This window comes from Streptomyces sp. NPDC058457 (assembly GCF_042720695.1).
Classification (GTDB): Bacteria; Actinomycetota; Actinomycetes; order Streptomycetales; family Streptomycetaceae; genus Streptomyces.
Map to the genome: position 1 here is coordinate 177093 of NZ_JBHXLU010000003.1, position 12219 is coordinate 189311.

The 12219-nt window shown below is 69.9% G+C and carries 11 protein-coding genes and 1 riboswitch; of the genes, 7 read left to right on the plus strand and 4 right to left on the minus strand.

Annotated elements, in window-relative coordinates; genetic code table 11:
- Positions 1-51 precede the first annotated feature (51 nt).
- The gene (nagA, locus tag ACFWPS_RS04380) at positions 52-1305 is read right to left on the minus strand and encodes an N-acetylglucosamine-6-phosphate deacetylase (RefSeq protein ID WP_383700782.1); all 1254 of its coding nucleotides are present in this window, start codon (positions 1303-1305) and stop codon (positions 52-54) included.
- Positions 1305-2243 carry an ROK family protein gene (locus ACFWPS_RS04385; RefSeq protein ID WP_383700784.1) on the minus strand — a complete coding sequence of 313 codons (939 nt, stop codon included), beginning with the start codon at positions 2241-2243 and terminating at the stop codon, positions 1305-1307. The genes nagA and ACFWPS_RS04385 overlap by 1 nt, the downstream gene beginning before the upstream one ends.
- Before the next feature lie 130 nt (positions 2244-2373).
- On the opposite strand from ACFWPS_RS04385, the gene ACFWPS_RS04390 reads away from it, so the two are divergent.
- The 3 genes from ACFWPS_RS04390 (at position 2374) to otsB (ending at position 4964) form a co-directional block, all read left to right on the plus strand.
- A complete protein-coding gene (locus ACFWPS_RS04390; protein WP_383701022.1) occupies positions 2374-3642 on the plus strand; it encodes an extracellular solute-binding protein in 1269 nt (422 codons plus the stop codon).
- Between the two features lie 17 nt (positions 3643-3659).
- Positions 3660-3893, plus strand: coding sequence for a DUF3263 domain-containing protein (locus ACFWPS_RS04395; RefSeq protein ID WP_089101831.1), 234 nt, complete (start codon positions 3660-3662; stop codon positions 3891-3893).
- A gap of 219 nt (positions 3894-4112) precedes the next feature.
- Positions 4113-4964, plus strand: coding sequence for a trehalose-phosphatase (gene otsB / locus ACFWPS_RS04400; RefSeq protein WP_383700786.1), 852 nt, complete (start codon positions 4113-4115; stop codon positions 4962-4964).
- A gap of 110 nt (positions 4965-5074) precedes the next feature.
- On the opposite strand, the gene ACFWPS_RS04405 is transcribed toward otsB, so the two are convergent.
- Together ACFWPS_RS04405 and ACFWPS_RS04410 are read right to left on the minus strand one after the other, a co-directional pair.
- Positions 5075-6514: a trehalose-6-phosphate synthase gene (locus ACFWPS_RS04405; protein WP_383700788.1), complete on the minus strand. Its 1440-nt coding sequence runs from the start codon at positions 6512-6514 to the stop codon at positions 5075-5077.
- 94 nt (positions 6515-6608) lie between these two features.
- A complete protein-coding gene (locus tag ACFWPS_RS04410) occupies positions 6609-7553 on the minus strand; it encodes a glucosyl-3-phosphoglycerate synthase (RefSeq protein ID WP_383700790.1) in 945 nt (314 codons plus the stop codon).
- 157 nt (positions 7554-7710) lie between these two features.
- Positions 7711-7873, plus strand: a riboswitch (SAM riboswitch).
- Between the two features lie 18 nt (positions 7874-7891).
- Between ACFWPS_RS04410 and thrC the strand changes: the two genes are divergently transcribed.
- From thrC to groL, 4 genes are all read left to right on the plus strand, one after another.
- Positions 7892-9175, plus strand: a complete 1284-nt coding sequence (thrC, locus tag ACFWPS_RS04415; RefSeq protein ID WP_383700792.1) for a threonine synthase — start codon at positions 7892-7894, stop codon at positions 9173-9175.
- Positions 9176-9218: 43 nt separating this feature from the next.
- Entirely contained in the window at positions 9219-9494 is a 276-nt protein-coding gene (locus tag ACFWPS_RS04420; protein WP_361295575.1) for a MoaD/ThiS family protein, read from the plus strand.
- Positions 9495-9962: 468 nt separating this feature from the next.
- On the plus strand, positions 9963-10169 hold the full coding sequence (locus ACFWPS_RS04425; RefSeq protein WP_007493268.1) for a cold-shock protein: 207 nt from the start codon (positions 9963-9965) through the stop codon (positions 10167-10169).
- Between the two features lie 371 nt (positions 10170-10540).
- Positions 10541-12163, plus strand: a complete 1623-nt coding sequence (gene groL / locus ACFWPS_RS04430; RefSeq protein ID WP_189266088.1) for a chaperonin GroEL — start codon at positions 10541-10543, stop codon at positions 12161-12163.
- The last annotated feature ends 56 nt before the right edge of the window (positions 12164-12219 follow it).

Consider the following 12219-nt stretch of genomic DNA (forward strand, 5'->3'; position numbering starts at 1 on the left):
CAAAGAGACGGCGACCGGCCTAGGGTCGCCGTCTCTCGACAGGGGGAGGGATCAGGACAGTTCGGGTACGACCACCCAGGCGCCCTGCCGCATCACACCCTTCAGCGTGAAGTCCGCGTCCAGGACGAGCAGGTCGGCGTCCTTGCCGGGTTCCAGGGAGCCGACCCGGTCGTAGAGGCCCAGCAGCCGGGCCGGGTTGACGGACAGGGCGGCGACGGCGTGCTCGACGGGGAGCTTGTCGACGGTCACCGCCCGCCGCAGCGCGCGGTCCAGCGTCAGCGTGGACCCGGCGATGGCACCGCTGTCCGCGAGCCGGGCGACCCCGTCGGTGACCTCCACCTCCAGCGGGCCCAGAAGATAGCGGCCGTCGCCGAAGCCGGCCGCGTCCATCGCGTCCGTGATGAAGGCCACCCGGTCCGGGCCCGCGTGATGGAAGGCCAACTGGAGTGCGGCTGGGTGGAGATGGGTGCCGTCGTTGATGAGCTCGACCGTCACCCGCTCGTCCTCCAGGAGGGCGGCGATCGGGCCGGGGGCGCGGTGGCCGATCTGCGGCATCGCGTTGAAGAGGTGGGTGGCGACCGTGGCGCCCGCGTCGATCGCCTCGACCGTCTGCTCGTACGTCGCGTCCGTGTGGCCGACGGCGGCGATCACGCCGTGCTCCGCGAGGAGCCGTACCGACTCGATACCGCCGGGGAGTTCGGTGGCGAGGGTGACCATCTTGGCGTGCCCGCGCGCCGCGTCGACCAGCTTGCGGACCTCCGCCGGGTCCGGGTCCCGCAGCAGTGCCTCGGAGTGGGCGCCCTTGCGGCACGGGGAGATGAAGGGGCCCTCGAAGTGGATGCCGGCGATCTCGTCCTGCTCGGCGAGCTCGGAGAGGAGACCGGCCTGACGGGCCAGGACGTCCATGTCGTCGGTGACGGTGGAGACGACGAGCGTGGTCGTGCCGTGCAGGCGGTGCGTGTGGACGCCGGTGAGGACCTGGTCCGCGGTGCCGGAGCTGAAGGAGGCTCCGCCGCCGCCGTGGTTGTGCAGGTCGACGAAGCCTGGGAGGAGCCAGTGGCCGGTGAGGTCGATGAGGTGGGCGTTCTCTGGGGCGTCGGCGGCGATTTTCGTGCCGTCCACGGCCAGTCGGCCATTTTCGATCACTCCGGTGGGGAGGACTACCCGGGCACCGGAGAGGACCAGTCCGTGGGCTGCGGGCTGCGGGTCCGTGGGGGCTGGTCGCGCCCGCGCGGCGGTAGCCGCAAATCGGACACTGCCCCGCGCCCCTGAAGGGGCGCTGTTGTGCGGCTCTTTCGCAGCCATCAGGGGGTTACCTCCGGAGTGGTCGTCGTTAGTAGGTCCTGGGCGAGCAGCCCCGCCCCCAAGCAGCCGGCCGTGTCTCCCAACTCGGCCGGGACGATCGCCGGCAGCTTCTGGAACGTCACCCGGCGCTCCACCGCCTCCCGCAGCGGGTCGAACAGGACGTCTCCCGCCTCCGCCAGTCCGCCGCCGATGATCAGGACCCGCGGGTCCAGCAGGGTGAGGGCCGTGACCAGGCCGTCGGCCAGTGCGGCCACCGCCTCCCCCCACACCCGGACGGCGTTCGGGTCGCCGGACGTGACCGCCTTCGCGCAGTCCGCCGCGTCCGCGTCCGGGTCGTCGCCGGCCTTCGCCCAGGCCTCGCTCACCGCGGCCGCCGACGCGTACCGCTCCAGACAGCCCCGCTGCCCGCACGGACAGGGGGCACCCTGCGGTCGTACGACGATGTGGCCGATCTCGCCCGCGAAGCCGTGCGCGCCCGGCTCCACCCGGCCGTCCAGGCCGAAGCCGCCCGCGATGCCGGTGCCGAGGGCCACGAAGAAGAAGCGGTCCGCGCCCCGGCCCGCGCCGAGCCGGCCCTCCGCCAGGGCGCCGGTGCGCACGTCGTGGCCGAGGGCGACCGGGATGCCGAGGCGGTCGGCGAGCAGGGCGCGCAGCGGGACGTCGCGCCAGCCGAGGTTGGCCGCGTAGACCGCGAGGCCGGCCTGCTCGTCCACTATCCCCGGGACGGCGAGACCGGCCGCCGACGCCGGCTCGCCGAGCTGCTGCTCGCCGTACGCCCGCAGCTCGGCCGCGAAGTCGAGGATGGCGGCGACGACGGCGTCGGGGCCGCGGCCCCGGCCGGTCGCGCGGCGGTCCTGGTGGAGCAGCTCGCCGTCCGGGCCGACCAGCGCGGCCTTCATTCCGGTGCCGCCCACGTCCAGGGCGATGACATGTCTCACGGGAACAGTGTGGCCCGCCGACCCACAAGAGGTCTAGTCCACTTGCGTGGTGTAGACCTTATAGGTCAGACATATTGAACGGCGAGACAGTTGGACAGGGGCAGTAGACGTGCGGCGGCGTAGGGCAGGAATGATCGCGGTGGTGTCCGCAACGGGCATGACAGCGGTTCTCGGTGGGTGCGGGACGACGGGATCCTCGGACGTCACCCTCAGACTCGTCGCCGCCGACTACGGGGACTCCGCCGCCAACAGCTCCCAGAAGTACTGGGACAAGCTGGTCAAGGCCTACGAGGCCCAGCACTCCGGCGTGAAGGTCGACGTCACCGTCTACTCGTGGAACGACGTCGACCGCAAGGTCAAGGACATGGTCGCCGCCGGCCAGGCCCCCGACCTGGCGCAGATCGGCTCGTACGCCGACTACGCTGCCGCCGGCAAGCTGTACGAGGCCGGTGACCTGCTCTCCATCCCGGTCCAGGCCGACTTCCCGTCCCAGCTCGCCGAGGCGGGCCAGTGGAACCACGCGCAGTACGGCATACCCTTCGCCGCGTCCACGCGCGTCCTCTTCTACAACAAGACCCTCTTCTCCGAGGCCGGCATCACCACCGCGCCCACCACCTGGAGCGAGCTCGCGGCCGACGCGAAGGCGCTCAGGGCGGACGGCGTGAAGTACCCGTACGCCCTGCCGCTCGGTCCCGAGGAGGCGCAGGCGGAGACCATGCAGTGGCTGCTCAGCGGCGGCAGCGGCTACACCGACGACACCGGCACGTACACGATCGACTCCTCGCAGAACATCGACACCCTCACCTGGCTCAAGGACGAGCTGGTCGGCAAGGGCCTGACGGGCCCGGTGGCCCCCGGCAAGCTGAACCGCGCGACCGCGTTCGCCGCGTTCGCCGACGGCCAGGTCGGCATGCTCAACGGCCACCCCACGCTCATCGAGCAGGCCGAGAAGAAGGGCGTGAAGTTCGGCATGGTCCCGATGCCCGCCCGGGCCGGCCAGAGCACCACCACCGCGTCCATGGGCGTCGCCGACTGGATGGCGGCGTTCAGGCAGAACGGCCACGCCGACCAGGTGGGCGACTTCCTCAACTACGTCTACAGCGAGAAGAACGTCCTCGCCTTCTCCCGCGAGTACGGCTTGCTGCCCGTCACCACGTCCGCGTCCCAGACGATGACCGACTCCACGCAGACCCAGGACAAGCAGCTGCGCCCCTTCCTGGAGCAGCTGCCCACCTCGGAGCTCTACCCCGCGGGCAAGACCTCCTGGGCCGCCATCAGCGCCGACATCAAGAAGCAGATCGGTACGGTGGTGAGCCCGACCGGCAACCCGACCGGCGTCCTCACCCGGCTCCAGGCCGAGGCGGCGACGGCCGACAGCCGTACGGCCGGGACCGGCTGAGCGCTACGGTTCTCGCCATGGACCGGCAAGAACTGGGCGAGCGCGAGCAGGCCGTCCTCGCCCTCGAACGCCGGGGCTTCCCCAGCCCCGGCGCGAAGGAACGCGCGATACGCGAGGAGCTGGACCTGGCGCCGGTGCGCTACTACCAGCTCCTGAACGCCCTGCTGGACGACGAGCGGGCACTGGCCCACGATCCGGTGACGGTGAACAGGCTGCGGAGGGTTCGGGACGCGCGCCGCTCGGAACGCTGAGCCGGGGATCTGCGCCCCCGCCGCCCCTACCCGTCCCGTCCTCCAGGGGGCTGCGCCCCCTTCGACCCCCCCCGTTCACGTGGAGACGGATCTGCGGGCCGGTGGGGGCTTGTCGCGCAGTTCCTCCCCCAGCCTTCGGCCGGGGGTACCCCCAGCGCCCCTTACGGGGCGCTGCTGTACGGGGCGCTGTGCGGGGCGTTGCTCGGATAGTGTCGGCCCATGGGAACCCACATCACGGAACCCCTCCCGACGCCGCGTACCCCGGCCGGTCGTGACGGCCTCGCCGCACTCCTCGCGCAGCCCCGCACGGCCCTCGTCGGCCTCGACTTCGACGGCACGCTCGCGCCGATCGTCGCCGACCCCGAGCAGGCCCGTGCCCACCCGGACGCCGTACCGGTGCTGGCCGCGCTCGCCCCGAAGGTGGCCGCCGTCGCCGTCGTCACCGGGCGCCCGGCCGAGGTGGCCGTCCGCTACGGCGGCTTCGCCGGCGTGCCCGGTCTGGAACACCTCGTCGTCCTCGGCCACTACGGCGCCGAACGCTGGGACGCGGCGACCGGCGAGATCACCGCACCGCCTCCGCACCCCGGCATCGCCGCCGTCCGCGCCGAACTCCCGGCCGTCCTCGACCGCGCCGGAGCCTCACAGGGCACCTGGATCGAGGAGAAGGGCCGGGCGATCGCGGTCCACACCCGCCGCGCCGCCGACCCCCAGGCCACCTTCGAGACCCTCCGAGCCCCCCTCACCGACCTGGCCACCCAGCACGCCCTGATCGTCGAACCGGGCCGTCTGGTCCTGGAACTCCGCCCCCCGGGCATGGACAAGGGCGTGGCCCTCCGCGAGTACGCCCGCCACATCTCGGCCGCCTCGATCCTCTACGCGGGCGACGACCTGGGCGACATCCCCGCCTTCGCCGCCATCGAAAAACTCCGCGAGGAGGGCGTCCCGGGCCTGTTGGTATGCAGCGGCAGCACAGAGGTGACAGAACTGGCGGACCGCGCGGACGTGGTGGCGGAGGGTCCGGAGGGAGTAGTACGCCTGCTGAGAAGCCTGGCCGCCCTGAGCGCCTCATGACTTGTAGCGCCCGTGACTCAAGCGCCCCTTCAGGGGCGCTGGGGGTACCCCCGGCCGAAGGCTGGGGGAGGAACCGCGCGCCAAGCCCCCACCGGCCCGCAGCTACGCCTCTACCCGCCCAACGCCTCAAGCTGCTCAAGAAACCACCGCGCCGGAGGCAACGCCGTAGCCGCCTCGGCCAGCCTCTTGCAGCGCTCCGCCCGCTCCTCCGCCGGCATGGCCAGCGCCCGCGCCAACGCCTCCGCCGTCCCCCCGATGTCGTAAGGGTTCACGACGACCGCGTCCTCGCCCAACTCCTCGTACGCCCCCGCCTCCCGCGACAGGACCAGGACACACCCCTCGTCCGACACCACGGGAATCTCCTTCGCCACCAGGTTCATGCCGTCCCGGATCGGGTTCACCAGGGCCACGTCGGCCAGCCGGTACGCCGCCAGCGACCGTGCGAAGTCGTCCTTGACGTGCAGCACCACCGGCGTCCAACCCGCCGTCCCGTAGGCCGAGTTGATCTCGTCCGCGACCCGCTGCACCTCCGCCGTGTAGTCGCGGTAGACGGACAGGTCCTGCCGCGACGGGTACGCGAACGCGACATGCACCACCCGTTCCCGCCACTCGGGGTGGTCGTCGAGCAGCTGCCGGTACGCCAGCAGCCCCCGCACGATGTTCTTCGACAGCTCCGTCCGGTCGACGCGGACGACGGTCTTCCGCCCGTCGCCGCCGATCTCCTCGCGCAGCGCCCGCATCCGCTCGTCCACGTCCGGCTCGTGCGACCGCTTCCGCAGGAAGTCCGCGTCGGCCCCCAGCCCGTGCACCCCGATCCGGGTCCCGCCGGACGACGGATCGGCGGCCGGGATCCCCGGGCCCAGCACCGTATGACAGCAGTCGACGAACGCGTCCGCCCACCGCCGCGTCAGGAACGCCGCGTGGTCGGCGCCCAGGATCCCGCTCAGCAGCTCCGCCGCGATGTCGTCGGGGAGGAGCCGGAAGTAGTCCGGCGGCGCCCAGGGGGTGTGGGAGAAGTGGCCGATCCGCAGGTCGGGGCGGAGGCGACGGAGCATGCGGGGGGCGAGGGCCAGGTGGTAGTCCTGGATGACCACCACCGCACCCTCGGCCGCCTCCTGCGCCAGCGCTTCCGCGAAGGCGCGGTTGTAGGCCTGGTACGAACCCCACTGCCGCCGGAACTCCGCGTCGAAGACGGGCTCCAGCGGGGTCTGGTAGAGCATGTGGTGGACGAACCAGAGGACCGAGTTCGCGATGCCGTTGTACGCGTCGGAGAACACGTCCGCGTCGATGTCGAGCATCCGGACCTGCTGCCCGCCGGTGTCCCCGGCCGGCAGCCGGCCGCCCGCGGCCCGCCGCACCGCCTCCCGGTCGCCGTCGCCCAGCGCCGCGCACACCCACACCGCGTTCGCGTCCGGCCCGATCGCCGACAGTCCCGAGACCAGTCCGCCACCGCCCCGTCTGGCGTGCAGCGAACCGTCCTCGCGCAGGTCGTAAGAGACCGGGCCGCGGTTGGACGCGACCAGCACCTCGGCACCGCCGGTGGAAGCCATGGGGGAAGTCACACGCGTCAACCTAGCCCGGCCCGTAAACGCTCAAACGTACGGCCGGGCCCGACGCGCCGCCGTATACGGCCGTACGACGAAGTCACGCCACCTTGCGCTCGGCGTACTCGGCGATCTCCACCATCGGCGGCCGTTCCTCCGTGTCCACCGAGTAGGTGCGCGGTTCGAAGCCGTCCTCGCCCCGTTCGAACTGGGTGAGGGAGGGGCGGATCAGGTGGCCGCGGGCCAGCCGCAGCTGGGCCGTGCGGTAGATCGCGGCGGACATCCGGCCGAGGGCCTGGCCGTCCTGGTGGCGGTGTTTGCGGACGCCGACGTCGACCTGCGCCAGCGCGTTGAGCCCCACCAGGTGCAGGGCGTCGACCAGCATGCCCAGCTCCACGCCGTAGCCGACCGGGAAGGGCAGCTGTTCGAGGAGCGAGCGGCGGGCCGCGTACTCGCCGCCCAGCGGCTGCACGAATCCGGCCAGCTGCGGCCAGTGCATGTTCAGCAGCGGGCGGGCCATCAGCTCGGTGACCCGGCCGCCCTGCCCGGCGGCGCCGCCGAGCGGGCGGTCGTACATCGCCTTGACCAGGTCCACGTCCGGGTCGGTGAGGAGAGGGCCGACGATGCCGGTGACGAAGTCGGAGGAGAAGTCGCGCAGGTCGGCGTCGATGAAGCAGACGACGTCCCCGGTGGTGACCAGGAGGGAGCGCCAGAGGACCTCGCCCTTGCCGGGGACGGTCGGGATGCGGGGCAGGATCTCGTCGCGGTGCACGACGCGGGCGCCGGCCGCCGCGGCGACGGCCGCCGTGCGGTCGGTGGAGCCGGAGTCGACGACCACGATCTCGTCGACGAGCGGCACCTGCTGCATGAGGTCGTGGCGGATGATCGCGACGATGTCGCCGACGGTCTCCTCCTCGTTGAGCGCGGGCAGCACGACGCTGACCGTCTGCCCGGAGGACCGTTTCGCGGCCATGATCCGGTGCAGCGGACGATCGGTTACGGACCAGGAGCGGGTGGCCAGCCAGCGCTCGACTTCTTCCAGCACGGTCAGCGGCTCCTCACTGTCACGGTCACACGGCGAGGTGTGATCCATCTCGCGGTTCGGACGACTCACTCAACTGTCCTGGCCTTCGGTTACAGTCTTGAACAACGCCGATGACCATCGCATGTCCTGGGGTCACCCGGTGTTGACAACCACATACCGCTCATCCAGAGGGGCAGAGGGAAACGGCCCGTTGAAGCCCCGGCAACCCTCCAGTCGGTTACTCGTAGATCGCCGATCAGTGTCGATCGCTCGCGAGGCTCCCGGCTAGGGAAGGTGCCAAATCCGTCTCACGGCGAAATGCGTCGTGAGGAAGATGAGGAGAAAGGGCCTCGCCTCACATGGCTGTGCAGACTGTTGCAAGCGCCACCGATTCCACCGTAGACCTCGGCCCCGCCGCCGCCCTGAGCTGCCGCGAGTGCGGTCACCGGGTGCCGCTCGGCCCGTTGTTCGCCTGCGAGGAGTGTTTCGGCCCGCTGGAGATCGCGTACGACTTCTCGGCCTACGACACCGAGGAGCTCCGCAAGCAGATCGAAGCGGGTCCCGCGAACATCTGGCGCTACGCGCCGCTGCTGCCCGTCCCCGCGGACGTGGCGACCAAGCCGAACATCAACCCCGGCTGGACCAAGCTCGTCAAGGCCGACAACCTGGCCCGCGAGCTCGGGGTGACCGGCGGGCTGTACGTGAAGGACGACTCCGGCAACCCGACGCACTCCTTCAAGGACCGCGTCGTCGCCCAGGCCGTCGAGGCCGCCCGCGCCTTCGGCTACACCACCCTCTCCTGCTCCTCCACCGGCAACCTGGCCGGCGCGGTCGGTGCCGCCGCCGCCCGGGCCGGCTTCCGCTCCTGCGTGTTCATCCCGCACGACCTGGAGCAGGGCAAGATCGTCATGGCCGCGATCTACGGCGGCGAGCTCGTCGGCATCGAGGGCAACTACGACGACGTGAACCGTTTCTGCTCCGAGCTGATCGGCGACCCGGCCGGCGAGGGCTGGGGCTTCGTCAACGTCAACCTGCGGCCGTACTACGCGGAGGGCTCCAAGACCCTGGCGTACGAGATCTGCGAGCAGCTCGGCTGGCAGATCCCGGACCAGCTGGTCATCCCGATCGCCTCCGGCTCGCAGCTCACGAAGATCGACAAGGGTCTGCAGGAGCTGATCAAGCTCGGACTCGTCGAGGACAAGCCGTACAAGATCTTCGGTGCCCAGGCCGAGGGATGCTCGCCGGTGTCGGTGGCCTACAAGGAGGGCCACGACGTGGTCCGTCCGCAGAAGCCGAACACCATCGCCAAGTCCCTCGCCATCGGCAACCCGGCCGACGGCCCGTACGTCCTCGACATCGCGCGGCGTACCGGCGGTGCCGTGGAGGACGTGAACGACGAGCAGGTCGTCGACGCGATCAAGCTGCTTGCGCGGACCGAGGGAATCTTCGCGGAAACCGCCGGCGGAGTGACGGTTGGAGTCACCAAGAAGCTCATTGAGAATGGGTTGATTGATCCGGCGAAGACGGTCGTTGTACTCAACACCGGTGATGGACTGAAGACGCTGGACGCGGTTGCGGGTACCGGGCTCACCGCGACCATTCGCCCGAATCTGGAGTCTTTCCGCGAAGCCGGGCTCGCCTGAGTCCCCCGAGAAATTGGGCGTTGCCCAGACCGGAGGTAAAAACGTGAGCGTCACCGTTCGCATCCCCACCATCCTGCGCGCCTACACCGGCGGTCAGGCCGAAGTCGCCGCCGAGGGCGCCACGCTCGGCGAGGTCATCTCCGACCTGGAGAAGAACCACGCCGGGATCTCCGCGCGCGTTCTCGACGACCAGGGCAAGCTGCGCCGGTTCGTCAATGTGTACGTCAATGACGACGACGTGCGGTTCGAGCAGGGCCTGGAGACCGCCACCCCGGACGGGGCCGGTGTCTCCATCATCCCGGCCGTCGCCGGCGGCTGACCTGCTGACCTGCTTGACAGGCTGATCGAATGACCGAACATTACCTTCGGTAACGCCGATCACCGACTGTTCATCCGATTGCCCCCTCCGTGAGAGAAGCGGAGGGGGCAATTCTGTGTGGTTGAGCGCGGTACAGTTGGGGAACGCGGTCCCGATCTCCAGGTCGGGGACCCCGTATTCGATACCGCGAGCCCGGCAAGAAGTAGCCAAAGTGTGCGGGTTATATGCGGCTTTTGAGGCCTTTCTGGGGCCCGACTTGCCCTGAATTCGGCCGAATTCTCGCTACATTCCGGACCGCTCCCGTCCAGAATTCTCGTCCGATTGACCTGTTGCAGACGGCAGTTGGACAGATACATTCAGCCGCGGTCGACGCGTTCCGGCGCACGCCCCCAACCAATGGGGGGTGAGGTCTGACCCGGATCCGCGAAGTGTGGATCTGTGCAAGGGCCAGTAATAGGGGAGTTAGGCATGGCTCAGGGCACCGTCAAGTGGTTCAACGCGGAGAAGGGGTACGGCTTCATCGCGGTCGACGGTGGTGCGGATGTTTTCGTCCACTACAGCGCGATTCAGATGGACGGCTACCGCACCCTGGAAGAGGGTCAGCGGGTCGATTTCGAGATCTCGCAGGGCCAGAAGGGGCCGCAGGCGGACATGGTCCGGCTCGCGACCGGCTGAAGCACGCGCCGACTGACTGCAGCGACGTTCTTCCGTTCTTCTGCTGAAGGGCTCGCACCCGCTGGGTGCGAGCCCTTCAGCGTGCCCGGGGTCCCCCTCCGGCGTGCCCGGGGTCTTGCCCCGGCGTGCCCGGAGGCCAGGCTCCGGCGCGCCCGGAGGTCCTGCCGGAGTGCGAGAGGCGCTTGCACTCGACCATGCCGAGTGCTAATCATTGGCGTTAGCACTCTGAAGGTGAGAGTGACAAAGAAGGACCGGGTCGGTGAGGCCCGCAGGCCGGGTGGGGCAAGGAACCCACGGGTCGGCGAGCCGTCCGTCGCGGGCGCGGGCGCGGTCCTGAAGACTCACCCCCAGTCCTGGAGGGACCACTTCACATGGCCAAGATCATCGCGTTCGACGAGGAGGCGCGGCGCGGCCTTGAGCGCGGTATGAACCAGCTCGCCGACGCCGTCAAGGTCACCCTCGGCCCCAAGGGCCGCAACGTCGTCCTTGAGAAGAAGTGGGGCGCCCCCACGATCACCAACGATGGTGTGTCCATCGCCAAGGAGATCGAGCTGGAGGACCCGTACGAGAAGATCGGCGCCGAGCTGGTCAAGGAAGTCGCCAAGAAGACGGACGACGTCGCCGGTGACGGTACGACCACCGCGACCGTGCTCGCCCAGGCCCTGGTCAAGGAAGGCCTGCGCAACGTCGCCGCCGGTGCCAACCCGATGGCCCTGAAGCGCGGTATCGAGAAGGCCGTCGAGGCCGTCTCCGGTGCCCTCCTTGAGCAGGCGAAGGACGTCGAGACCAAGGAGCAGATCGCCTCCACGGCCTCCATCTCCGCCGCCGACACCCAGATCGGCGAGCTCATCGCCGAGGCCATGGACAAGGTCGGCAAGGAAGGCGTCATCACCGTCGAGGAGTCCCAGACCTTCGGTCTGGAGCTGGAGCTCACCGAGGGTATGCGCTTCGACAAGGGCTACATCTCGGCGTACTTCGCCACCGACATGGAGCGTATGGAGGCGTCCCTCGACGACCCGTACATCCTGATCGCCAACTCGAAGATCGGCTCCGTCAAGGACCTGCTCCCGCTCCTGGAGAAGGTCATGCAGTCGGGCAAGCCGCTGCTGATCATCGCCGAGGACGTCGAGGGCGAGGCCCTGTCGACCCTGGTCGTCAACAAGATCCGCGGCACCTTCAAGTCCGTCGCGGTCAAGGCCCCGGGCTTCGGCGACCGCCGCAAGGCGATGCTGAACGACATCGCCATCCTCACCGGCGGCGAGGTCATCTCCGAGGAGGTCGGTCTCAAGCTGGAGAACACGACCCTCGACCTGCTGGGCAAGGCCCGCAAGGTGGTCATCACCAAGGACGAGACCACCATCGTCGACGGCGCCGGCTCGTCCGACCAGGTCGCCGGCCGGGTCAACCAGATCCGCGCCGAGATCGAGCAGTCCGACTCGGACTACGACCGCGAGAAGCTCCAGGAGCGCCTGGCCAAGCTCGCCGGTGGCGTCGCCGTCATCAAGGCCGGTGCCGCGACCGAGGTCGAGCTCAAGGAGCGCAAGCACCGCATCGAGGACGCCGTGCGCAACGCCAAGGCGGCCGTCGAGGAGGGCATCGTCGCCGGTGGTGGCGTGGCCCTGCTGCAGGCCTCCCAGGTCTTCGAGAAGCTGGAGCTGGAGGGTGACGAGGCGACCGGCGCACAGGCCGTGAAGCTCGCGCTCGAGGCCCCGCTGAAGCAGATCGCCGTCAACGCCGGCCTCGAGGGCGGCGTCGTGGTGGAGAAGGTCCGCAACCTCACCCCGGGTCACGGCCTCAACGCCGCGACCGGCGAGTACGTCGACCTGATCGCCGAGGGCATCATCGACCCGGCGAAGGTGACCCGTTCCGCGCTGCAGAACGCCGCCTCCATCGCCGCGCTGTTCCTCACCACCGAGGCCGTCATCGCCGACAAGCCGGAGAAGGCCGCCGCGGCCGCTCCGGGCGGCATGCCGGGCGGTGACATGGACTTCTGATCCGATCCCGGATCAGCCCGTCCTTTCCGAGGGCGGCACCTCCTGCCAATGGGCGA

Coding starts and splice junctions, on each gene's coding strand:
- otsB (WP_383700786.1), top strand. CDS start 4,113: ATGGGAACCCACATCACGGAACCCCTCCCGACGCCGCGTACCCCGGCC.
- ACFWPS_RS04425 (WP_007493268.1), top strand. CDS start 9,963: ATGGCTCAGGGCACCGTCAAGTGGTTCAACGCGGAGAAGGGGTACGGC.
- thrC (WP_383700792.1), top strand. CDS start 7,892: ATGGCTGTGCAGACTGTTGCAAGCGCCACCGATTCCACCGTAGACCTC.
- groL (WP_189266088.1), top strand. CDS start 10,541: ATGGCCAAGATCATCGCGTTCGACGAGGAGGCGCGGCGCGGCCTTGAG.
- ACFWPS_RS04395 (WP_089101831.1), top strand. CDS start 3,660: ATGGACCGGCAAGAACTGGGCGAGCGCGAGCAGGCCGTCCTCGCCCTC.
- nagA (WP_383700782.1), bottom strand. CDS start 1,305: ATGGCTGCGAAAGAGCCGCACAACAGCGCCCCTTCAGGGGCGCGGGGC.
- ACFWPS_RS04390 (WP_383701022.1), top strand. CDS start 2,374: ATGATCGCGGTGGTGTCCGCAACGGGCATGACAGCGGTTCTCGGTGGG.
- ACFWPS_RS04405 (WP_383700788.1), bottom strand. CDS start 6,514: ATGGCTTCCACCGGCGGTGCCGAGGTGCTGGTCGCGTCCAACCGCGGC.